The organism is Pseudomonas sp. AC247 (assembly GCF_979258015.1).
In genome coordinates this window covers 905,001-928,565 of sequence record NZ_OZ409829.1, presented here as the reverse complement: position 1 = coordinate 928,565, position 23,565 = coordinate 905,001, and the positions used below count along the sequence as shown (strand labels likewise).

Genomic DNA, 23,565 nt, shown 5'->3' with positions numbered 1-23,565 from the left:
GGAGTGAGCCTGCTCGCGATGAGGCCAGCCAAGCCATAACAATTGTCAGCGGCGTTCCTGATTCCTCGGCCAGCTCAGACTGAAGCACGCCCCACCCAGGCTTTTGCTTTTGCCGATGATCGCCCGGCCGTCATGCCAATGAATGATCCGCCGCACAATCGACAACCCCAGGCCATGCCCGCCCGACGCCCGCGTGCGGCTGTCGTCCAGACGCAGGAACGGCGTGAAGATCCGCTCCCACGCCACTTCCGGCACGCCCGGCCCGTCGTCCTCGACGTCGACCCGGCAACGTAACTGCCCGACCTGATAGCTCACCGTGACCTTCGAGCGCGCATGGCGCATCGCGTTGCTCACCAGATTCTGCAGCGCCCGGTGCAGGTAACGCGGCTCCGCCTCGACCCAGGCGTCGTCGTTATCGGCAGCAGACAGACACAGCCCGCGCTGCACCGTGACCTCGGCGCGCAGCGGCGCCAGCTCCTCGATGACCTGATTGACCAAGGCATCCAGATCGATGCGCTGGAAGGTCAGCGCTGGCGAACCTTGTTCGAGCCGTGCGTAGGTGAGCATCTCATCGACCAGCTTATCGAGGTCCTCGATGTCGTGATCCATGCCTTCGCGGTACTTCTCCAAGGCTTGCGGCGTCGTCGCAGAGCCGATCATCTCCAAACCGAAACGCAGGCGCGCCACCGGGGTGCGCAACTCGTGGGACACCGCGCGCACCAGTTCACGCTGGATCGCCAATAATTGTTGCAAGTGCTCGGCCATGCCGTTGAACGCCGCCGCCAGGCGCCCGACCGAATCGGCACCGCGCGCCGGCACACGGGTTTCCAGACTGCCCTTGGCAATGCGCGTGGCCGCCGCTTCGAGCCCGCGCAAACGTCGCTCCAGTTGGCGCACCAGCAAATAAACGATGAGACCGATCAGGCTCAGCCCCAGCGCGGCGATCAACACCAGCCATTCCGGCGGATAAGGGTTCATTTGGTACAGCGGGCCGATCTCCAGCACCCACGGCGTGCCGACCATGCCGGCAAACACACGGATCGAATCGCCGCCCTTGCCCAGCGCCATCACCGTGTCGCCCTCGGAGACACGACGGCTCTGGTCTTCATCCATGTCGGCGTCGTCCACCGTGACCAGGCGCAGGTCGAAACCAAAACCCTTCTCTTCCTTTATCTGCGCCAGTCGTTTGGGTTGCTCGGCAACCGGCACCCGCACCAGCTCATCGGCCAGCAGGTAAATAGTGGCGCGGGCCAGTTGCTCACTGATCTGCTGCACTTCGCCGGTGAGGACGAGTTGTTCCTTGTCGCTGACCAATCGATAGACTTTGGCCGCATGCGGGCCGGTCTGCTCGACCAGCGCCTGACCGCGCTGCACACGGGTGCGCTGGGTCAGATCGAGACCGGTGTCGCTGAAATTCTTCAGCGCCAGCGGAATCCCCAGCAGCCGCTCCCACACCAACAGCGCGCGATGCCGCTCGGTGGCGTTCATCGGTTGCAGGTTGTCGGCCATCAAAGAGAACGTGCCGTGGGCCAGGCGCTCGCGGTATTGCTCGCTGCGCACCTGATTGAGCAGGTGCAGCGCCAGCACACCGAGGACCGCCACCAGAATCAGCGCAGCGCACATGCCGCCGTAGATGCGCAGGAAGATCGAGTTCACAGGGCCAGGTCTGCGCAGGCTTCCGGAACGAACAGATAACCTTTGCTGCGGATGGTCTTGATCAGACGCGGATGGTCGGGGTCATCGCCGATTTTCGGGCGGATGCGCGAGATGCGCACATCGATCGAGCGGTCCTGGCCGTCATAGCCGATGCCGCGCAGGGCGGTAAAGATTTCCTCGCGGGAAAGAATGCGTCCGGCGTTGGAGACCAGCAGCCAGAGCAGGTCGAATTCGGCGCTGGTCAGTTCGATGCCGTTGTCACTCAGCCACGCTTCGCGCAGCGCATTGTCGACCACCAGCGGGCCGAATTGCAGACGGCGGGATTTTTCTGCGACCGGTTCAGCGCTGTCACTGCGGCGCAGCAACGCCTGAATGCGCGCCAGCAGCAATCGCGGGCGCACCGGTTTGCACACGTAATCGTCAGCGCCAAGGTCGAGGCCCTGGATCTGATCGGCGTCATCGGTGCGCGCGGTGAGCATCAGGATCGGCCCGTCGTAATGGTCACGCACCTTGCGACAGATGCTCAGGCCATCTTCGCCGGGCAACATCAGGTCGAGGATCACCAGATCCGGCTGCTCCTTGATGATCCGCGCCGCCGCCAGCGCACCGTTGCCTTCGATGCCGACGCGCAGTCCATTGGCTTGCAGGTAGTCGCGCGTGAGTTCGGCCAGTCGCTGGTCATCCTCGACGATCAATACCTCAAAGGCTTGTTGCTCCACCGGTGACCTCTGCTTGCTGTTTTTATTAATAAAGGATTGCCCAGACACACACGATCCCCTGTAGGAGCTGACGAGTAAAACGAGGCTGCGATCCTTTGATTTTGTTTTTTTCAAGATCAAAGGATCGCAGCCTTCGGCAGCTCCTACAGGGATCCTCTCGTGTTTTTGTCATGTTTTTGGAGGATAAAATCGCATTCACCTGGGCCGATTGTATAAACGGCGTACAGCCGGAACACAAGTCGGTAAATGCGTTCGGACAAGGCGGTTTTTTGTGATAGGGTTCGCGCCCTTAAAAATCCGCTGAAGCGTTTTTCCAGGCGAAAAAACAGTGACAAACGGTCTAGCTCAGCAGGTCCGCGGCCTACACGGGAATTCCTTGTTTCTTACACAATTTACGCACAGGTTTATCCACAGGTAGTACGTTGCAACACCCCTCAAAACGCATTATCTTGTAGCACGGCGCGGGGAGAGACCCTACATATGGGGTTTTCCACTCAAACGCCCAACCACATTTAGGGCCTGAAACTCAAGTGCTTTATTGCCAGTTTCCGGTTGAACCAAGCAAGTTTTTCAAAGCCCAAACCGCACTTGCGGATGGCACCGTTTTTTAGGTCGGAAACGACCGGAACGGTACGGGTGTTGCAGTCATTACTGTCACCCTGGAAGGAGTTTGGCTCGAGCCTTGGCTCGGCGCCGAAAACTTCGGCAAGGATGCGGCGCTACAAGCCTTTTTCCTACTGTTCCGAAGTTGTTACGCCGACGCTTGTCGGTTGCAGTGCTTCGGTACAGAACGGTGAGCACCATGACGGTGCCAAACAAACATAGAGAATGTGGAGACCACCCCCCATGCAAACCGACACAACTCGCGAGAACCCGCAGGGCACCTTGCCGCAGGCCGCCGATTCGAATTCGGATCTGGCAGCCACCGCGCCGGGTCAACTGCGCGTGATCAAGCGTAATGGCACTGTCGTTCCTTACACCGATGACAAGATCACCGTCGCTATCACCAAAGCGTTCCTCGCAGTTGAGGGCGGCACCGCTGCCGCTTCGTCGCGAATCCACGACACTGTTGCGCGCCTGACCGAACAAGTCACCGCGACCTTCAAGCGTCGCATGCCATCGGGCGGCACCATCCACATCGAAGAAATCCAGGACCAGGTTGAACTGGCCCTGATGCGTGCCGGCGAGCAGAAAGTGGCGCGCGACTACGTGATCTACCGTGACGGTCGTTCGAAAGAACGCGCTGCCCACGCCCCGACCGAAGAAGCGGTCAACGCTCACCCGTCGATCCGTATCACCCGCGCTGACGGCAGCCTGGCGCCGCTGGACATGGGCCGCCTGAACACCATCGTCACCGAAGCGTGCGAAGGCCTGGAGGAGGTCGACGGCGACCTGATCCAGCGCGAAACCCTGAAAAACCTGTACGACGGCGTGGCCCTGACCGACGTCAACACCGCCCTGGTGATGACCGCCCGTACCCTGGTTGAGCGTGAGCCGAACTACTCGTTCGTCACCGCCCGCCTGCTGATGGACACCCTGCGTGCCGAAGGCCTGGGCTTCCTCGGTGTGGCCGAAAGCGCCACTCACCACGAAATGGCCGACCTGTACGCCAAGGCCCTGCCGGCCTACATCGCCAAAGGTATCGAGTTCGAACTGCTGAACCCTGTGCTGGCCTCCTTCGACCTGGAAAAACTGGGCAAGGCGATCAACCACGAGCGCGATCAGCAATTCACCTACCTGGGCCTGCAAACCCTGTACGACCGTTACTTCATCCACAAGGACGGTATCCGCTTCGAACTGCCGCAGATCTTCTTCATGCGCGTGGCCATGGGCCTGGCGATCGAAGAGAAGCAGAAAGAAGACCGTGCGATCGAGTTCTACAACCTGCTGTCGTCCTTCGACTACATGTCGTCGACCCCGACCCTGTTCAACGCCGGCACCCTGCGTCCACAGCTGTCGAGCTGCTACCTGACCACCGTGCCGGATGACCTGTCGGGTATCTACCACGCGATCCACGACAACGCCATGTTGTCGAAATTCGCTGGTGGCCTGGGCAACGACTGGACGCCGGTGCGTGCACTGGGTTCATACATCAAGGGCACCAACGGCAAGTCGCAAGGCGTGGTTCCGTTCCTGAAAGTCGTGAACGACACCGCCGTCGCCGTTAACCAGGGTGGCAAGCGCAAAGGCGCTGTCTGTGCCTACCTGGAAACCTGGCACATGGACATCGAAGAGTTCATCGAGCTGCGCAAGAACACCGGTGATGATCGTCGTCGTACCCACGACATGAACACTGCCAACTGGATCCCTGACCTGTTCATGAAGCGTGTCTTCGACGACGGCAAGTGGACCCTGTTCTCGCCATCCGAAGTACCGGATCTGCACGACCTGACCGGTAAGGCCTTCGAAGAGCGTTACGAGTACTACGAAGCCCTGACCGAATACCCAGGCAAGGTTCGTCTGTTCAAGACCATTCAGGCTAAAGACCTGTGGCGCAAAATGCTCTCCATGCTGTTTGAAACCGGCCACCCATGGCTGACCTTCAAAGACCCGTGCAACCTGCGCAGCCCGCAGCAGCACGTCGGCGTGGTTCACAGCTCGAACCTGTGCACCGAAATCACCTTGAACACCAACAAGGACGAAATCGCCGTTTGCAACCTGGGCTCGATCAACCTGCCGAACCACATCGTCAACGGCAAGCTGGACACCGCCAAGCTGGAACGCACCGTGAACACCGCCGTGCGCATGCTCGATAACGTTATCGACATCAACTACTACTCGGTGCCACAAGCGAAGAACTCCAACTTCAAGCACCGTCCGGTCGGTCTGGGCATCATGGGCTTCCAGGACGCGCTGTACCTGCAGCACATCCCTTACGGTTCCGACGCTGCCGTCGAATTCGCCGACAAGTCGATGGAAGCGGTCAGCTACTACGCGATCCAGGCTTCTTGCGACCTGGCTGACGAGCGCGGCGCGTACGAGACGTTCCAGGGTTCGCTGTGGTCCAAAGGCATCCTGCCACTGGATTCGCAACAGATCCTGATCGAGCAACGTGGCCAGAAGTACATCGACGTTGACCTGAACGAATCCCTGGACTGGGCACCGGTTCGCGCCCGTGTACAGAAAGGCATTCGTAACTCCAACATCATGGCCATCGCACCGACCGCGACCATCGCCAACATCACTGGCGTCTCGCAGTCGATCGAACCGACCTACCAGAACCTCTATGTGAAATCGAACCTGTCGGGCGAATTCACCGTGATCAACCCGTACCTGGTTCGCGACCTCAAGGCTCGCGGTCTGTGGGACTCGGTCATGATCAACGACCTGAAATACTACGACGGTTCGGTGCAGCAGATCGAGCGCATCCCGCAAGAACTCAAAGAGCTCTACGCGACTGCTTTCGAAGTGGACACCAAGTGGATCGTTGACGCCGCCAGCCGTCGTCAGAAGTGGATCGACCAGGCCCAATCGCTGAACCTGTACATCGCTGGCGCATCGGGCAAGAAACTCGACGTGACCTACCGCATGGCCTGGTACCGTGGCCTGAAAACCACTTACTACCTCCGTGCCCTGGCCGCGACCAGCACCGAGAAGTCGACCATCAGCACCAGCAAGCTGAACGCTGTTTCCAGCGGCGGCAACCACGGTGATGATTCGGTCCTCGCAGCACCTGCCGGCCCTGCTCCAGTGCCAAAGGCTTGCGCGATCGACGAGCCGGATTGCGAAGCTTGCCAATAAGCTGAGCCGAGTCAGGGGTTGCAAAACCCCTGAACCCAAAACCCCCGACAGACCTCTGGTTTGCCGGGGGTTTTCTTTTGCCCCACATTCCTGTGCAGGAGCTGCCGCAGGCTGCGATCTTTTGATCCTGTTTTTGCTGCATCACAAGCAAGATCAAAAGATCGCAGCCTTCGGCAGCTCCTACAGGGCTGACTTCAACTGCCAGAACATGGTCGGCTGACAGGCCGCCATCGCGAGCAAGCTCTGCTCCTACGAAGAGCAAAAGCAGAACGCACACCGCTTCTGCTTCTCACCACTCAACACAATGAGCGCAAGCTCGAGTACCGCTTTTGATCTTGATCCACGGGCGACGTCGGAAGGCTGAGTGGAGGGATTGATCCGGGGGTGGGAGCGTAGCGACCGTTTGGCGCAGCCAAACACAGCGAGAGGAGGTGCAGCGAAGCAAACCGTAGGCGCTGCGCCCGGATCGATCCCGGAGCGAAGGAACCCCGAGCCCCAGCGAGCGGGCCGCACGTAGGAGCAAGCCTTTTCGGTTACCTTTTCGGCGTTTGGAAAAGGTGACCCGCCGTCAGGGCGGAACCCTGAGCAGCCGTTACCGCAGCAACGGATACCCCCCCAATCCAAGCCCAAAAAAAAGCCCCTCAACCGAGGGGCCCCTTCCACAAACCAAAACCAAAAACCCAAATCAGGTCATCTGAATAATGGTCTGCATAATCGTGCTCTGAGTCGAAATGGTCTTGGCGTTCGCCTGATAGTTACTCTGCGCCTTGATCAGATCCACCAGCTCATTGGTCAGGTTAACGTTCGACTCTTCCAGCGAGTTCGACACGATCGAGCCCAACGTACCGGTCTTCGGCGCATCAACCCCAGCCACACCCGACGCGAAAGTCTCCTTCCAGCGCGTACCGCCAATCGGCTGCAAACCCTGCTCGTTGGCAAAGCTGGCCACCGCCACCTGACCAATCGCCTTGGTCTGCTGGTTGCTGAAGTTAGCCGTCATCACACCGGTCGAATCGATGGTCAGACTGGAAATCTGCCCAGTCGCGTAACCGTCCTGATACTGCGCAGTGCGCGCCGTCGGAGCGTTATACGAAGTGGTCAACGCCGTGTTGAAGGCGATACCGGTACTGTTGGCCTTGGAACCGTTCGGCCCCCAGGTCACTGGCGAGGTCGTCGCGTTGGTCACCACACCAGGAATCCAGCCGTTCATGGTCAGGGTGTTGCCGGATTTGACCCAGCCAGTGCCCGCCGTCAAGGTCGCGATGGAACCATCAGAGTTGAAGGTGATGTCGTGAGTCATCGGCGTCAAGACGTTGTTGGTCGGATCCGATGGGGTACGACCATCCATGTAGGTGTAGACGCTCCAGGCATTGGTACCCGTTTTCACGTAGTACTGATCCATGCGGTGCTCGTTACCCTGAGTGTCGTAGACCGGCGTCGAAATCAGCTTGTTGTAGCTGTTCAGATCGGTCGGACTGAACGGCGCCACCGTTGGCTTGGTGTCTTCCGAGTTCAGGTTCATGGTCTGGTCGATCTTCGACGTCGCGTTCGGCTTGAGGGCCGAGGTGTCGATCTTCAGGTCGGTCAGCACGCCGGTCATGATCTTGCCGTTGGCATCAACGCCGTAACCTTGCAGACGGTTGCCGTTGTTGTCGACTACATAGTTTTCAGCGTCGGTCTTGAACGCACCGGCACGGGTGTAGCTCAGCGAACCGTTGTCGCTGAGGATGAAGAAACCGTTGCCCTGGATACCCATGTCCAACACGTTACCGGTGTTGTTCACGTCACCCTGACCGAACTGCTGGGACACGTTGGCCAGACGCACGCCGTTACCGACGGTCTTGCTGCCAGTGCCCAGGCGCGTGGCCGAGTACACGTCTTCGAATTCTGCACGGGACGATTTGAAACCGGTGGTCGCGACGTTGGCGATGTTGTTACCGGTCACATCCAGTTGTTTGTTGGCTGCATAGAGACCGCTAAGGCCGATATTGAAAGACATATTCCACTCCTTTGTGCCGGTTAGTCGGCTCTATATACCAATGGTTTGTACTTTGGACAGCGCAACGCTGCCCAGGCCCGCCAGGTTCAGCATCAACTCACCGCCGGTCTGGCTGATGGTCACGCTGTTAACGGTGGCCGGCAGATACGTAACCAGCGAAGTCGCCTTGCCGTCGTACGTGGCGCTGGCGGTGAACGTGTAAGTGCCCGCTGCCGCGACCGCACCGGACGCGTCTTTGCCGTCCCAGATGAAACCGGCATTGCCAGCGGTCTGGTTGCCCATGTCGATGGTGCGCACGACTTTACCGTCGGCGTCTTTGATTGACAGCGAGACAGCGCCGGAGGCCGGAACCACCACGGTGCCGTTGAGGCTCTTGCTGGTATCGACCACAGCCTTGTCGGTCTGGGCGATGACCGAACGGCCCACCAGCGACGACGCTTGCAATGCTTGCGACGAGTTGTAGTTGCCGGCAATCCCGCTGACGGTGGAGTTCAGCGTGGTGATGCCTTCCAGGCTGCTGAACTGCGCCAACTGAGCGACGAACTCACTGTTGTCCTGCGGGTCGAGCGGGTTCTGGTTTTTCAGCTGGGTGACCAGCAATTGCAGAAACGCATCTTTGCCCAGGGCCTGTTTACCGGTGGCACTGTTGGTGGCCGCAGCCAGACCATCAGTGGTCGTCCCGGTCTTGACCGAAGAGTTGGCCAGTACGTCTTTAATGCTTACGCCGCTGGTGGAATCGGAAACACTCATGGCAGTCGCCCCTTATTACTGACCGAGGGTCAGCACCTTCTGCATCATGGTTTTGGCGGTGTTCATCATTTCGGCGTTGGTCTGGAACGAACGGCTCGCGGAAATCATGTCAGCCATTTCTTCCACCACGTTGACGTTCGGGTAGTAGACGTAGCCCTTGGCGTCGGCGGCCGGATGGTTCGGCTCGTAACGCGCTTCGAGGTTGCTCTGGTCTTCGACCACACCGAGCACCTGCACGCCTTGACCGGCCGCGTCCTGACTCTGGAACAGCGAGTTGCTGCCGCTGTTCTGGCCGCCCTGGAACATGGTGGCGAATACCGGGTGACGGGCGCGATAGGTCTGATCGATGCTCGACGAGACGGTTTCGGCGTTGGCAATGTTCGACGCCACGGTGTTCAAACGCGTGGTTTGTGCGCTCATGCCGCTGCCGGCAATGTTGAAAACGCTGGACAGGGACATGGATTACTCTCCGCGCAGGGCTGACACCAGCCCTTTGAATTTGCTGTTGAGCAGGGTGAAGCTGGCCTGGAAGCCGACGGCGTTTTCCGCGTAGTTCGACTGTTCCAGCTGGGCGTCCACGGTGTTCTGGTCGATCGAAGGCTGCATCGGCGTGCGATACATCAGCGATTCGTCGCCATTGCCCAGACCTTCGGCCTCGATATGACGGCTGTTGGTCATGTTGAGGGCAAAGTTGCCGCCTTTTTTGGTTTTCTCGGTCTGTGCTTCCAGCACTTTGGAGAAGTCCAGATCCCGAGCCTTGTAGTTCGGGGTATCGGCGTTGGCGATGTTGTTGGCCAGGACTTCAGCGCGCTGGGCGCGGAAGCCCAGGGCTTGTTCGTGAATGCCGAGCGCTTTATCGAAGCTGATGCTCATGTCGGGAACCTTCGGGTGACCGGTTTTTCGTAACTGAGCTTTAGCAAGCGGCGTGCCAAAGCGAAAAAACCCCGTAAACCGGGGCTTCGCGGGCAATCGGCAAAGCGGCAATGCCAGAAAAGCGGCAACAGGTTTCCGCCGAATGCCGCTTTTCTGCCGCTTGCCTTCTCCCTCACCCACACCACAGCCCCCTTGTAGGAGTGAGCCTGCTCGCGATAGCGGTGTGTCAGGCACCGATGATGTTGGATGTGCTACCGCTATCGCGAGCAGGCTCACTCCTACACGGGTTTTGTGGTGTCAGGGAGAAATTCCGCAGGCATAAAAAAACGGCAGGCCTTTGCGGGCCTGCCGTTTTTGCTGTTGCCGATGCAATCATTTCGCCTGGTAAATAATCCCCGGGCTGCACTGCACCATCTGGTAATGGTCCGGCAAACCGTTCAGCGCTTCGGAAGCGCCAAGGAACAGATAACCGCCCGGCTTCAACGTGCTGTGAATGCGCAACAGGATGTCTTTCTTCACTTCGGCAGAGAAGTAGATCAACACGTTGCGGCAGAACACGATGTCGAACTTGCCCAGCGCGGCATAGCTGTCGAGCAGGTTGAACGAGCGGAATTCCACGCGGTTCTTGATCGGCGCCTTGATCACCCAGCGCCCCGGCCCTTTCGGGTCGAAGTAACGCTGCAGACGTTCCGGCGACAAACCGCGACCGATCGCCAGGCTGTCGTACTCGCCCGTCTTGCAGTTGGTCAGCATCAGGCCGGACAAATCAGTAGCAACGATCTGCACACCCATCTTCAACTGGCCCAGGTTGCTGCGCTCGAACTCGTCGATCGACATCGACAGCGAGTACGGTTCCTGGCCCGACGAGCAGGCTGCCGACCAGATCCGCAGACGCTGGTTGGGGCTGGCCTTGATCGCTTCAGGCAGTACCTTGTTCTTCAAGACTTCAAACGGATAGGTGTCACGAAACCACAGGGTTTCGTTGGTCGTCATGGCATCGACCACCTGCTCGCGCAAACCGCTGCGCGGCTGGGTCTGGATGCGCTGAACCAGCTCACCCAGGGATTTGATGCCTTGCTGCTCCATCAGTTTGTTGAGACGGCTCGAGACCAGGTACTGCTTGTTTTCACCGAGCAAAATGCCACAGGCTTTTTCCAGGAAGACCCGGAACTGTTCGAAATCCAAATTACCCGTAGACAATGATGCCGCCTCTTAAATCGTGTTGACCGCCAAGGGCAAAACGCCCTTAGCTGATATCTGCTGCTTTGATCCGGTCGACTACCCGGGATGCCAGGTCATCAGGACGGAATTTGGCCAGGAAGTCATCGGCACCGACTTTCTTGACCATCGCCTGATTGAATACCCCGGACAACGAAGTATGCAGGATGATGTGGAGCTTTTGCATGCGCGGGTCAGCGCGAATCTCGGCCGTCAGGGTGTACCCGTCCATCTCCGGCATCTCGATGTCGGAGATCATCATCAGGAACTCTTCTTCCGGCTTCTTGCCCTCATCGACCAGCTTGCGCAAGTAATCCAGCGCCTGCTTGCCGTCGTTCAGCGCCACCACTTCGACACCGACCGTCTGCAGGCAACGCGTGACCTGCTTGCGCGCCACTGACGAGTCATCGACCGTCAAGACCCGCAGCGACAACGCCTTGGTCTGGGTCTCGACATCGACCACGCCCACCGAAATCGCTTCCGGTGTCGGCGCAACTTCCGCCAGCACTTTCTCGACGTCGATGATTTCGACTAACTGATTGTCCACCCGAGTCACAGCGGTCAGGTAATGATCGCGACCCGTGCCCTTGGGCGGCGGATGAATCTCTTCCCAGTTCATGTTGACGATGCGCTCCACCGAGCGGACCAGGAAACCCTGGGTCTTGGTGTTGTACTCCGTGATGATCACGAACGGGTTGTTCTTGTCTTTCAACGCACCCGAGCCGGTCGCCATTGCCAGATCCAGGATCGGAATGGTCGCCCCTCGAATATTCGCCACCCCGCACACGACAGGACTGGACTTGGGCATCAACGTCAGCGACGGGCATTGCAGCACTTCCCGCACCTTGAACACGTTGATTCCATAGAGCTGCTGACCGTCAAGACGGAACAACAACAGCTCCAGGCGATTCTGCCCCACCAGTTGCGTGCGCTGGTTCACCGAATCCATTACACCAGCCATGCCCAGACTCCTACATCAACGCCAAGTGTTGTTGCGACGCACATTCATTGCTAAACGGCACGGCGCTTGCTTTTTAACTCGTATGAACGCTCAAACGACATTTTTCCGACGCCTGACATCGCCCCTCCGCAGAGGGCTCTGTGCCGCGTGCGCCATTTGCTGCTTTTTTGCTGGCAGTCCTGCCATTGCTGATGCGGTTACCTTGCCTGACATGCTTATCGGCGTCACTCAGGGCTTTCTTGAGTTCACCGTAGAAGACTATCTGGCCACCAGTCAAACCGAAGGCCGCTATGAAATCGAGGTCAAGCAACTCGATCCACGTATGCGCATGCCTATGTGCGACAAGGAATTGACAGCCACTTTGGAGAGCCCGGCACGTCCTTTGGGCCGCGTAACCGTGAAGGTTCGCTGTGAGGGATCCTCACCCTGGACCGTGTTCGTGCCCGCTCAAGTCCGCCTGTTTCGCGAGATTGTCACCACCACCCGGCCACTCAAGCGTGCCGGAATTATCGAACCGCAAGACGTGACCTTGCGCGAACGCGACGTCAGCCTGATCAATCAGGGCTTTCTGACCTCGGTGGACGAAGCGATCGGGCAAAAATTAACCCGACCAACGGTCGCCGATCAGGTGATTACCCTGGTCCATCTGGAACAGGCCGAAGTCATTCGCAAAGGCGATCAAGTGGTGATTACCGCCCGCAGCGGTACGCTGGCGGTACGGATGCCGGGCGAAGCCCTGTCCAACGGCGGATTGAAAGAACAGATCAGGGTGAAAAACCTCAACTCCCAACGGGTCATCAAGGCGCAAGTCACCGCGCCAGGCCAAGTGGAAGTAGCGATGTAGAAAACTGGCGCTGATCCCGGCTGTTCCCTAAACTGTGCCGCAGCAGGATTCGCGCCGGCGCATGCAAGGTTCGTTGGTAAATGCGCCTAAAGTTTTCCAGGGGATGGCCGAAAACATGGCAAGCGTCCAAATTCCCAGAGGTTTTTATCATGGTCATCGATTTCAGCCGTTTGAACAGCTCCTCGTCACTTACGGGCAGTACACGTACCAGCAACGCCAAGGACACCGCCGAAACCGGCACCTCCGCGCCGCTGAATACCCAGGCCGAACCGGCCAGTACCGCAAAAAGCGGGGAATCGGTACACCTCAGCAATGAGGCTCAACAGTTGCAGAAGGTCACTGACAAGCTGCGCGATCAACCTGCTGTCGACAAAGCCCGTGTGGCCGAGTTGAAAGCCGCGATTGCCGATGGCAGCTATAAAGTCGACAGCAACCGTGTAGCCAGCAAACTGCTCAACTTCGAAGCCCAGCGCTAGGCCAACGCCAGCGCCAGGCTTTTGGACGCTTAAAACCCAAGGCCAGCCATGCACGACACTAATTTATTGCAACTGATCATCGACGACTTTGCTCCAGCTCAACAATTGCTGGAGTTATTGCAAACCGAGTCCCTCGCTTTGCACGGTCGTGACATGCCCCTGCTGGAAGAAGTTCTGGCACGCAAACAGGCGCTGATCATTCTGCTCGAACAGCATGGCCGCAAACGCAGCGAAATCCTCGCCAGCCTTAACCTGCCGACCAATCGGCAGGGGCTTGAGCAATTGGCCAGCCAATCGAGCATTGGCGAACAATTGCTCAGCCAGAGCGATTTCCTCACCGACCTCATCGCGCAATGCCAGGCGGCCAACGTCAACAATGGCCAATCGATCCTGGTCCAGCAGGCCGCCACGGCCAATCAGCTGAAGATCCTCACCGGCGGCGAGCCGCCAGCGCTCTACGACGCCAGCGGTGCCTTCTCCAAGCTTGCGAAGCCGCGCGCGCTCAGTCAGGCGTGAGCCGTTCGATGCCTGCGCTCTATCAACCTGCGAAACATGCTGGCAAAATGCTGGCTAGTCGTAGTCAAATTTTGTCTGGAGATTGATTCAACGTGTCCAACGTCCTTAGCGCGGATGATGCTCCGCAGCCACCAAAGGTGCTCACTACACCTCTGGAAATCTCCAGCAACCTGCGCCAGCTGCAAGAAAGCCATGATCCGCTGATCATCACCTTCCACGAGCGCAGCCAGCGTTTCCAGAGTTACCTGATCAAGGTCGACCGTGACACCGGGACGATCGCTCTGGACGAAATGATCCCGCGCGACGGCGAGCGTTTCTTGCAGGCCGGTGAGCCGTTCAAGGTCGAAGGCTTCCACGATGGCGTGCGCATCGCCTGGGAATGCGACGGTACGTTGAACATCGAAGAATCCGAAGGTGATCGCTTTTACACCGGCGAGCTGCCGACCGAAGTGGTTTACCACCAGCGTCGCAATGCATTTCGCGCCGCGCTGAAACTGACCGATCTGGTCAGCGTTGAACTTGGCGGCGAAAAGCTCAAGGCGCCGATCAACGGCAAGCTGCTGGATATTTCCGCCACCGGTTGCAAACTGCGCTTCGAAGGCGACATCACTGACCGCCTGCAACTGGGCCAGGTCTACGATCGCCTGATCGCCCCGCCACTGTTCGGCAACCAGCCGACCTCCGTCGAACTGCGTTATCTGCACTTCGAAGAAAAACTCAACATCACCTTTGCCGGTTTGCGCTTCCACAACATCAGTGGCCAGGCTGCCCGCAACGTTGAGCGTTTTGTGTATCAATTGCAGCGTGAAGCACGGCGTTTCGACAAAGACGACATGTGATTCAGACGCGCAAACAAGAAGGGCAGTCCTTGGCGGGACTGCCCTTTTTTGTACCTGCTCCAATGATCCGACAGCAATGAGCTCCCTGTGGTGAGGGGATTTATCCCCGATGGGCTGCGAAGCGGCCCCAAATACTGACCCCGCATTTCTCCTGACTGATCGCATTGAATGGCTGGCGGCTGCTGCGCAACCGAAGGGGATAAATCCCCTCGCCACAGAGACTGTGGCCGACTGCACAGACTCTGTTCACTGCAGAGTCATAGGCTCACTACTGATGGCTGCGACTCCAGGATATCAAGGTCTGCCACCACTGATGTCCGGTGTCGGTTTATCGCTGTCGTCATCCGCACCAGCCCCAACCACAGGTTCAGGCTGCACCTCAGGCTCCGGATCAGGTTGCGACTCAGGCTCCGGTGCCACGGTGTTCTGCATCTGATCCTGCACTACCTGCTCATCCACGCGCGGGTCCAGCGCAGCCACCAGTGGCGAACTGGACATGCTGTCCGGCATCGCCACGTGATGCAGTGGTGCATCGTCGACCTGATGCAAGTTGGTTACAGCTTTCGGGCGGATCCGCCACACCAGCACCAGGGCAAAGAAGCTGAAGAACGCATACAGACTCTGGCTGCCAAACAGCTTCATCAGCACACCCGCGAGTAACGGCCCGATGCTCGCACCGACACCGTAGGTCACCAACAGCATCGCCGTCAGCGAAACCCGGCGATCACCCTCGACGTGGTCATTGGAGAAGGCCACCGCCAGCGGGTACAGACAGAACTGCACCAGCGAACAGAAGAAACCGACAATGAACAGCACCTCCAGCGGCACCTGCGGCATGATCGCCAACGGCAACGCCGCGACCGCCAGAAACCCGGCAAAACAGCGAATCAGCAAGGCCCGGTCGTAACGGTCGGACAACCAGCCCAACGGCCACTGCACCAACAAACCGGCAAAGATGCAGCTACCCATGAACAAACCGACCTGTTCGGTCGACAGCCCTTGCTGCGAGGCATACAAAGGTGCCAGACCGTAGAACGAACCGATGATCAGACCGGCACCGAGCACGGTACTCAGCGACTGCGGCACGCGCTTGATAAAGAAGCGCGGCTCCATCGGCGCCGGATGCAGCGGCGCCGGGTGAATCCGTCGCGTCAATGTCACCGGGACCAGGCACAGCGCAAAGCACAGGGCGACCAGCATCAGCAGCTCCAGGCCCAGGCCCGGGTGCATGACCAGAATCAGTTGGCCCAGCACCAGGCCAAGATACGAAGCGATCATGTAGCCACTGAACACCAACCCCCGCTGGTTGGCATCCGCCTGCTCATTGAGCCAGCTTTCGATCACCATGTATTGGCACATCATGCCCAGACCGACGATGGTCCGCAGTACCAGCCATGCCGGCAGCCAATCGACCAGACCATGACCGAGCACCGCCGCCCCGACAATGCCGGCACACGCCGAATACGCCCGGATATGCCCGACCCGCGCAATCAGCCGGTGGCCAATCTTGCCGCCCAGCACCAGACCGAAATAGTTGGCCGCCATCAGCGCGCCGACCCACAGCCCATCGACATGGTCAGCGGCCAGGCGCAACGCCAGGTAAGTAGAGAGAAGGCCCGAGCCGATCAACATCATCAGCGAGGCGAAATACAGCGCTCGAAAGGATTTCCAGATTTGGCGCATCGGCGTTCCGAGCGGCTCCTTGCAGTGAATACCGGGCTATCAAAACGATAGCCCGATGGCGACAGTTCGTCAGGCCTGGGCTGCTAGAACACGCCGTTCCCAGGGAGTGATTTCATCAAAGAAGCTGGTCAACTCCATGGTCTTCGAAGCGATGTAGCCTTCGATGAACTCCTGTCCGAACAGTTCCCTCGCCAATTGGCTACGTTTCAGACGATCAAGCGCGGCATGCAAGGTACATGGCAGCGAAAGGTTGTCCGGCACCTCGAACTCCCCTTGAATGGCTTCAGTCGGCTCCAGCTCATGCTCGATACCGTGCAAGCCCGCAGCCAGACTGGCGGCAATCGCCAGATACGGGTTGGCGTCGGCGCCTGGCAAACGGTTTTCGACCCGACGAGCGACCGGCGAACTGGCGGGAATACGCAAGCCGGCGGCGCGATTGTCATGGGACCAGCAGGCGTTGTTCGGCGATGCGTACGGATGGCACAAGCGCTGGTAGGAGTTCACATTGGGTGCAAACAGTGCGGTGAACTCGGCCATGCCCGCCTGCTGCCCACCGATGAAGTGGCGGAAAATTGCCGTCGGCTGGCCGTTTTCGTCGCTGAAGACATTCTTGCCACTGTTGATGTCGACGATGCTCTGGTGAATATGCATCGAACTGCCCGGCGTATGCGCCAGCGGCTTGGCCATGCACACCACGGTCAGACCGTGCTTGAGCGCGACTTCTTTGAGCAGGTGTTTGAACAGAAACGTCTGATCGGCCAGCAGCAACGGATCGCCGTGCAGCAGATTGATCTCGAATTGGCTGACGCCCATTTCGTGCATGAAAGTGTCGCGCGGCAGGCCGAGGGCGGCCATGCATTTGTAGACTTCGCTAAAGAACGGACGCAGACCGTTGTTGGAACTGACGCTGAACGCCGACTGGCCATCTTCGCGACGACCGTCGAGGCCGACCGGAGGGCGAAAGGGTTGGGTCGGGTCGGTGTTGGGGGCGAAGATAAAGAATTCCAGCTCGGTCGCCACCACCGGCGCCAGACCGCGCGCCGCGTAACGTGCGATGACCTTCTTCAACTGGCCACGGGTCGACAGATTGGAGCTTTCGCCGGTTAGTTCATCGGCGTCGCAAATGGCCAGGGCACGCGGATCGTCGCTCCACGGCAAGCGATGGATCTGGCTCGGTTCGGCAATCAGGGCGAGATCGCCGTCATCGCTGCCGTAAAACCGCGCCGCGGGATAACCACCCATGATGCATTGCAGCAGCACACCACGCGCCAGCTGCAAACGCCGCCCTTCGAGGAAACCCTCAGCGGTCATTACCTTGCCTCGCGGCACGCCATTCAAATCCGGCGTGACACATTCAATCTCATCAATGCCCGTCAATCGCTGTGCGAGTGAACGCTGGCCATCGGTTGTCATGACGCTATCCTTGTTATTGTGCGAGCCGCGAACGGCGACTCGTACAAAATAGGCTTCGGCTGTTCGCAATATCAAGCAGCGTCACACAAAATAACCACACCCGAAAGCGCCCTCTGTAGGAGCTGCCGAAGGCTCGGGCCGCGATCGGACGATCTTTTGATCTTGCTTTCAAGAACAACATCAAAAGATCGCAGCCTTCGGCAGCTCCTACACAGGGCATGCTTTCAGGGCAGGTAGAGGCTGAATATGCCGCCGCCCAACGGGCCGCCGTTGCGGATTTCCGTGCGACCTTCAACACCGTTGCGCTGATGCAGCGCTGCGATGCGGTTGGCGAAGTACAAACCGAGCCCGGTGCTGCCACTGCTGTGGTTGATGCCCTGCACGTAATCGGCCTGACGCTCGAGCATCTCGGCCGGGTAACCGTCGCCGTCGTCGTTGATGCTCAGGATCAATTGCCCGGCCTCGTCGCTGACGGTAATCAGCAGAGATTCGCGGGCATAGCGAATCGCATTGTTGATGCAGTTGCCGAGCACCGAGGCGACCAGCTCGCGATCGAAGAACCCCAGCGGGCTCAGCGGATCAACTTCATAAGTGGCGACGATGCCGCGACTGGCGAACACCTCTTGATGCGATGCCAATTGCGCTTCGATAAAGTCATCGAGCTCGTGATAGGCCGGTTGCAGTGGCAGCTGGTTGACGCCGAGCTTATACAGCCCGAGCAACTGCACCAGCATGCCGTTGAGATGGGCGAACTCGAAGTCGATCACGCCCGGCTCCGTGCCTTGGCGCTGCGCCTCAGGCAAACGCGCCAGCCATTGGCTGTGAGCCTGCATGAGCATGGCCAGCGAGTTTTTCATGTCGTGGACGGTGGAGGCGATCACCGTGGAAAAATCCAAAGCCTGCGGGTCGTGGTTCATTCGCCAAACGCCTTGCTTTTCAGCTTCTGATAACGCGCATGACGCGCGTCGGTGTCGGGCATCAGGCCAACCATTTTCAGGCAGGCCCGACATTCTTCCAGCTCCGCCGACGGCACCGACGTGTCGGTGCCGTGCAGCAGCGACTGGGCCATGTTCAGCGCGATACTGATGTTCTTCGGTTGCATCTTCAGCGCCTTGCGGAACACCTCGCGGGCCTCCACCAGATTGCCGGTCTTGTACACGCGCACGCCCTGACGGTTGAGGTCGGCAGCGGCGTTACTGGAGCTGAGGATAGTCGGGTCGTCGGTGAGCTTGGCGATGTCTTTCATCACCGCCGGATCATCACCGTAGATCTCCGCGCAGCTCTTGAGCATCGAGGTGCCCGCCTCGGCCTGACCGAGCATTTGCAGTTGCTTGGCGACTAGCAGCGCCGCCTCCGGACTCATGAACTGCTCCATGCCGTCGAGGCGCATCAACGCTTGCTCGGTGAGCTTGTCGGCGGTCTCGGCATCATTGAGCAGCAGGCTGGTGGCCTTCATCAGGCGCGCACGAATCTGCAGGCCCGGATCGGTCGGGTTCTCTTTGGCCACTGCACTGAGCGTAGTGTTGATCTCCAGCCGCGTGCGCGTGTCGAGACCGCGCTCGCTGCCCTTGCTGATCAGCGCATGGGCCAGGCCAAGGTTACTTTCCGGATCCTTGAATCGCGACTGTGCGCCTTGCGCCACGGCTTGCCGATAGGCGCGCGAGGCGGTGTCGAAATCTTCATTGGCCATCGCCAGTTTGCCGAGCAAGGCCTGGCGACGTACCGCCAGCGGCGACAGACGAATCGCCTCTTCCAGCACCTGCTGTGCGCCTTTGGTGTCACCTTCGGACACCAGCACGTCGGCCATGCCGTCATACAGCGAAGGCATCATCGGAAACATCTTCAAGGCTTTTTCGTAAACACCTTTGGCCTGTGCCACCTGACCGCGCTTGAACAACAATTTGCCCAGCCCGGCGAACGCCCATGGCAGCGGTCGGTCAGCGATGATGCTGTCGTAAAGACGCTCCAGCGCTTCATTCTGGTTCATGTCGCGCAATGCATCGGCACGGTAGCGCAGGCACAGCGGCGAATAACGAATGTCCTGCTTGCACAGAGCGATGCAAGCGTTAAGCACCTCGACCGGTTTGCCGCGATCGAGGGCTTGCAGAATCGGTTTGAGCAACGTCTTGCGCTGCTCCAGACGCTCCAGGCGCTGGGCCAGGCCTGAGCGGTTGAACGGTTTGGTCAGGTAAGCATCGGGCTCGTGCTCCAGGGCACTGAGCACCATCGCCTGACTGGTCTCGGCGGTGACCATGACGAACACCGCCTCATGGCTGATGAGCTTTTCCAGCATCAGGTCTTCGAGTACCTGCTGGCCGTTCTTCTTGCCGTCGCCGAGGTGGAAATCCTGCAGGATGAAATCGTAGGACTTCTGCGCACACATCTTCAGCGCCTGCTCGCCGGTGTCGGCGGTGTCGACGTCCTTGACCCCGAGCTCGCGCAGCATTGAACGAACGGAACTGCGGAAATCCGAGAAATCATCGACGATCAGAAAACTCTTTTGGTGATACGACAGCATCGAAGATTTCCAGGCAATTGAAGTGAGGGCAATTTCAGGCGCGCAGATGATAGCTGGCGGCCAAATGCTATCAAGCGATTTCGCGCGACTTTTAAGTCACCGAATGGGTTATCGGCCAGAAGTGCGGTTCCCTGAAGTCGGCACTTCAAGATTCCTCGTCCAACGATTACCCTGCGCGCCGGTACAACTACTCAATACGGGACTTACTTCGTGTACATCAAAGGACGCGGCATCGTGTCCGCCTGTGCATTGCTGTTTATTCAGCAGGCAATGGCGGCTGGAATGGATTGCACAAAAGCGGCGAATGCCGTCGAAAACACCATTTGCGCGAATAACCAGTTGCATGAGCTGGACGCGCAGATGGGTACGGTTTACCGCGGATTGATGAAGGTTTCAGCAGACGCTAAACCTGAACTAAAGGTGTCGCAACGTCAGTGGCTAAACACCCGCGACGAGTGCACGGATGATGTCTCTTGCCTTGAACAACGTTATCGCGAGCGCCTGCAAGTATTAAAAGCGCAATGGAAGGAAGCAGTTGTCTACAAGCCGAACGACAGTGACCAACAAGCGCTGGACGATCTGCAAAAGCGTATTCAAGCGGCGAGCAAAAGTGATCCGCAGTTTGCCCTGGAGCGGACGCTCGCTTCTTTAGCGATCAAAAGTCCACTGACTGTGTTTGACGCAGAACCGGATGAGGGTGAATACGCCGAAAAAACCCACTTCCCGAAGAACATCCCTAAGGGTGTTACCCAAAGTGAGTGGAGGGCCCTGCAGGCGTCCAACCTGGACGCGGACACCGAGCAGGGGCAGACCACGTTCAACCTGCTGGATCTGGACGAAGACGGGCAACGCGATCTGGTTGTCCAGACTTACACCGGTGGCACGGGGCTGTTCAGTTTCTACGAAACCTATCGCCGTGATGGGGACCGCTTCATTCGCAGAACCGCTGCACTTGGCGAGGAATCGGGGGTCGGCAGTTCGTTGTATTCCATCAGTGGTCGGGGCGCCAATCAGGCAGTTAACTGGATCAGCATTCGTGGCAAGGTCTACGCCGCCTATCGCGACAGCAACTATGGCGTTGATCAGGTCTATTTACTCAGCCCGCTGCAAGTCAATGTCGAAGTGCCCACGCTGACGGTTAACTATCACTATCAACTCAGCATTCCCCGTACCCAGACGAAAGAAGACCACAAGACGCCTTACACGCTGAATCCGGAACTCCACCGCGCACTTGCAAAAGGTCTGGCCACGGTCGGCAAAGACTCCTCCGACACTGGCGGGGAAAGAAAACCGCTGTGCCCTATTCCTGCGTCAGCAGAGGAACCCGAGGAGTATTACGGTTATGGCGCGGGCTATTATGTGATCGAAACGATCACCGACTTTCCGGTGAATATCGGTAATGAATGTTTTGTCGCCAGATTGAACGACCATTTCGGCGACTACGACAAGAAAGACGGGCTGTACGCGCAACTGACAATGCGTAAACCGGGCTCGATTGAACAAGAGCGCGAGTATGAAGTCCATGGACGGCGACACATTACTCAGGCCAGTACTTCAATAGGTAAAGCTGGAGGCGGCGCCGCGGATTAATCTGCAGCGTACCTGCATGGATATGCCCCGACAGGCCACCCTGTTCGGGGTTTTTGGCTATGTACTGCCAGGCCTGAAACTTTCCTGCGGGCAAAACAAAACCCCAACTGCTTTCGCAATTGGGGTTTCGGAATTTAATCTTGACGATGACCTACTCTCACATGGGGAAACCCCACACTACCATCGGCGATGCATCGTTTCACTGCTGAGTTCGGGATGGGATCAGGTGGTTCCAACGCTCTATGGTCGTCAAGAAATTCGGGTACTGAGTCGTGGCCAGATGGCCTCGCTTCAGCAAATTGGGTATGTGACAGCTTTCGGTGTTTTGTGAACATCGAACTTTCGGTTCGTTTCGTCTTCACACACCGCAATCTGGCCTTTCGACTCAAATTGCTTGGGTGTTATATGGTCAAGCCTCACGGGCAATTAGTATTGGTTAGCTCAACGCCTCACAGCGCTTACACACCCAACCTATCAACGTCGTAGTCTTCGACGGCCCTTCAGGGAACTCAAGGTTCCAGTGAGATCTCATCTTGAGGCTAGTTTCCCGCTTAGATGCTTTCAGCGGTTATCTATTCCGAACATAGCTACCCGGCAATGCCACTGGCGTGACAACCGGAACACCAGAGGTTCGTCCACTCCGGTCCTCTCGTACTAGGAGCAGCCCCTCTCAAATCTCAAACGTCCACGGCAGATAGGGACCGAACTGTCTCACGACGTTCTAAACCCAGCTCGCGTACCACTTTAAATGGCGAACAGCCATACCCTTGGGACCGGCTTCAGCCCCAGGATGTGATGAGCCGACATCGAGGTGCCAAACACCGCCGTCGATATGAACTCTTGGGCGGTATCAGCCTGTTATCCCCGGAGTACCTTTTATCCGTTGAGCGATGGCCCTTCCATACAGAACCACCGGATCACTAAGACCTACTTTCGTACCTGCTCGACGTGTCTGTCTCGCAGTCAAGCGCGCTTTTGCCTTTATACTCTACGACCGATTTCCGACCGGTCTGAGCGCACCTTCGTACTCCTCCGTTACTCTTTAGGAGGAGACCGCCCCAGTCAAACTACCCACCATACACTGTCCTCGATCCGGATAACGGACCTGAGTTAGAACCTCAAAGTTGCCAGGGTGGTATTTCAAGGTTGGCTCCACGCAGACTGGCGTCCACGCTTCAAAGCCTCCCACCTATCCTACACAAGCAAATTCAAAGTCCAGTGCAAAGCTATAGTAAAGGTTCACGGGGTCTTTCCGTCTAGCCGCGGATACACTGCATCTTCACAGCGATTTCAATTTCACTGAGTCTCGGGTGGAGACAGCGCCGCCATCGTTACGCCATTCGTGCAGGTCGGAACTTACCCGACAAGGAATTTCGCTACCTTAGGACCGTTATAGTTACGGCCGCCGTTTACCGGGGCTTCGATCAAGAGCTTCGCGTTAGCTAACCCCATCAATTAACCTTCCGGCACCGGGCAGGCGTCACACCCTATACGTCCACTTTCGTGTTTGCAGAGTGCTGTGTTTTTAATAAACAGTCGCAGCGGCCTGGTATCTTCGACCGGCATGAGCTTACGGAGCAAGTCCTTCACCCTCACCGGCGCACCTTCTCCCGAAGTTACGGTGCCATTTTGCCTAGTTCCTTCACCCGAGTTCTCTCAAGCGCCTTGGTATTCTCTACCCAACCACCTGTGTCGGTTTGGGGTACGGTTCCTGGTTACCTGAAGCTTAGAAGCTTTTCTTGGAAGCATGGCATCAACCACTTCGTGTT

Annotated in this window: 18 protein-coding genes and 2 rRNA genes (1 of these 20 cut by a window edge); 6 read left to right on the top strand and 14 right to left on the bottom strand. The window is 58.2% G+C overall.

Going from position 1 to position 23,565, the window contains the following annotated elements; genetic code table 11:
- Window positions 1-45: 45 nt before the first annotated feature.
- The gene (locus tag ACZZ0B_RS04430; protein WP_440097178.1) at window positions 46-1,656 is read right to left on the bottom strand and encodes an ATP-binding protein; all 1,611 of its coding nucleotides are present in this window, start codon (window positions 1,654-1,656) and stop codon (window positions 46-48) included.
- On the bottom strand, window positions 1,653-2,375 hold the full coding sequence (locus ACZZ0B_RS04425) for a response regulator (RefSeq protein WP_463544451.1): 723 nt from the start codon (window positions 2,373-2,375) through the stop codon (window positions 1,653-1,655). The genes ACZZ0B_RS04430 and ACZZ0B_RS04425 overlap by 4 nt, the downstream gene beginning before the upstream one ends.
- Window positions 2,376-3,221: 846 nt before the next feature.
- Between ACZZ0B_RS04425 and ACZZ0B_RS04420 the strand changes: the two genes are divergently transcribed.
- Window positions 3,222-6,116, top strand: a complete 2,895-nt coding sequence (locus tag ACZZ0B_RS04420) for a ribonucleoside-diphosphate reductase subunit alpha (protein WP_463544450.1) — start codon at window positions 3,222-3,224, stop codon at window positions 6,114-6,116.
- Window positions 6,117-6,801: 685 nt separating this feature from the next.
- On the opposite strand, the gene flgE is transcribed toward ACZZ0B_RS04420, so the two are convergent.
- The 6 genes from flgE to ACZZ0B_RS04390 form a co-directional block, all read right to left on the bottom strand.
- Window positions 6,802-8,115: a flagellar hook protein FlgE gene (gene flgE, locus ACZZ0B_RS04415; RefSeq protein WP_008083698.1), complete on the bottom strand. Its 1,314-nt coding sequence runs from the start codon at window positions 8,113-8,115 to the stop codon at window positions 6,802-6,804.
- Window positions 8,116-8,145: 30 nt separating this feature from the next.
- Window positions 8,146-8,865, bottom strand: a complete 720-nt coding sequence (flgD, locus tag ACZZ0B_RS04410) for a flagellar hook assembly protein FlgD (protein ID WP_008083697.1) — start codon at window positions 8,863-8,865, stop codon at window positions 8,146-8,148.
- 15 nt (window positions 8,866-8,880) lie between these two features.
- Entirely contained in the window at window positions 8,881-9,324 is a 444-nt protein-coding gene (flgC, locus tag ACZZ0B_RS04405; protein WP_003227217.1) for a flagellar basal body rod protein FlgC, read from the bottom strand.
- Between the two features lie 3 nt (window positions 9,325-9,327).
- Window positions 9,328-9,738 (bottom strand): flagellar basal body rod protein FlgB, encoded by a 411-nt coding sequence (flgB, locus tag ACZZ0B_RS04400; RefSeq protein ID WP_008083696.1) that lies wholly within the window; start codon window positions 9,736-9,738, stop codon window positions 9,328-9,330.
- A 372-nt stretch (window positions 9,739-10,110) separates the two neighbouring features.
- Entirely contained in the window at window positions 10,111-10,938 is an 828-nt protein-coding gene (gene cheR, locus ACZZ0B_RS04395) for a protein-glutamate O-methyltransferase CheR (protein WP_007917583.1), read from the bottom strand.
- A 46-nt stretch (window positions 10,939-10,984) separates the two neighbouring features.
- A complete protein-coding gene (locus ACZZ0B_RS04390) occupies window positions 10,985-11,917 on the bottom strand; it encodes a chemotaxis protein CheV (RefSeq protein ID WP_008083695.1) in 933 nt (310 codons plus the stop codon).
- A gap of 82 nt (window positions 11,918-11,999) precedes the next feature.
- On the opposite strand from ACZZ0B_RS04390, the gene flgA reads away from it, so the two are divergent.
- The 4 genes from flgA (at window position 12,000) to ACZZ0B_RS04370 (ending at window position 14,592) form a co-directional block, all read left to right on the top strand.
- A complete protein-coding gene (flgA, locus tag ACZZ0B_RS04385; protein WP_081500519.1) occupies window positions 12,000-12,761 on the top strand; it encodes a flagellar basal body P-ring formation chaperone FlgA in 762 nt (253 codons plus the stop codon).
- Between the two features lie 149 nt (window positions 12,762-12,910).
- The gene (gene flgM / locus ACZZ0B_RS04380; RefSeq protein ID WP_008083690.1) at window positions 12,911-13,237 is read left to right on the top strand and encodes a flagellar biosynthesis anti-sigma factor FlgM; all 327 of its coding nucleotides are present in this window, start codon (window positions 12,911-12,913) and stop codon (window positions 13,235-13,237) included.
- Between the two features lie 48 nt (window positions 13,238-13,285).
- The gene (locus ACZZ0B_RS04375; protein WP_463544449.1) at window positions 13,286-13,753 is read left to right on the top strand and encodes a flagella synthesis protein FlgN; all 468 of its coding nucleotides are present in this window, start codon (window positions 13,286-13,288) and stop codon (window positions 13,751-13,753) included.
- A 92-nt stretch (window positions 13,754-13,845) separates the two neighbouring features.
- Window positions 13,846-14,592: a flagellar brake protein gene (locus ACZZ0B_RS04370; RefSeq protein WP_463544448.1), complete on the top strand. Its 747-nt coding sequence runs from the start codon at window positions 13,846-13,848 to the stop codon at window positions 14,590-14,592.
- Window positions 14,593-14,886: 294 nt separating this feature from the next.
- Here the strand turns inward: ACZZ0B_RS04370 and ACZZ0B_RS04365 are convergent, their stop codons facing one another.
- The 4 genes from ACZZ0B_RS04365 to ACZZ0B_RS04350 form a co-directional block, all read right to left on the bottom strand.
- On the bottom strand, window positions 14,887-16,275 hold the full coding sequence (locus tag ACZZ0B_RS04365; protein WP_463544447.1) for an MFS transporter: 1,389 nt from the start codon (window positions 16,273-16,275) through the stop codon (window positions 14,887-14,889).
- 69 nt (window positions 16,276-16,344) lie between these two features.
- Window positions 16,345-17,586 carry a glutamine synthetase family protein gene (locus ACZZ0B_RS04360; protein ID WP_463546910.1) on the bottom strand — a complete coding sequence of 414 codons (1,242 nt, stop codon included), beginning with the start codon at window positions 17,584-17,586 and terminating at the stop codon, window positions 16,345-16,347.
- Between the two features lie 326 nt (window positions 17,587-17,912).
- On the bottom strand, window positions 17,913-18,605 hold the full coding sequence (locus tag ACZZ0B_RS04355) for a sensor histidine kinase (RefSeq protein ID WP_463544446.1): 693 nt from the start codon (window positions 18,603-18,605) through the stop codon (window positions 17,913-17,915).
- Window positions 18,602-20,206: a response regulator gene (locus ACZZ0B_RS04350; protein ID WP_463544445.1), complete on the bottom strand. Its 1,605-nt coding sequence runs from the start codon at window positions 20,204-20,206 to the stop codon at window positions 18,602-18,604. Before ACZZ0B_RS04350 ends, ACZZ0B_RS04355 begins: the two co-directional genes overlap by 4 nt.
- A 210-nt stretch (window positions 20,207-20,416) precedes the next feature.
- On the opposite strand from ACZZ0B_RS04350, the gene ACZZ0B_RS04345 reads away from it, so the two are divergent.
- Window positions 20,417-21,796: a lysozyme inhibitor LprI family protein gene (locus ACZZ0B_RS04345; protein ID WP_463544444.1), complete on the top strand. Its 1,380-nt coding sequence runs from the start codon at window positions 20,417-20,419 to the stop codon at window positions 21,794-21,796.
- 138 nt (window positions 21,797-21,934) lie between these two features.
- Here ACZZ0B_RS04345 and rrf read toward each other — a convergent pair.
- A 5S ribosomal RNA gene (rrf, locus tag ACZZ0B_RS04340) occupies window positions 21,935-22,050 on the bottom strand.
- A gap of 151 nt (window positions 22,051-22,201) precedes the next feature.
- Window positions 22,202-23,565, bottom strand: a 23S ribosomal RNA gene (locus ACZZ0B_RS04335); it runs 1,530 nt beyond the window's last position.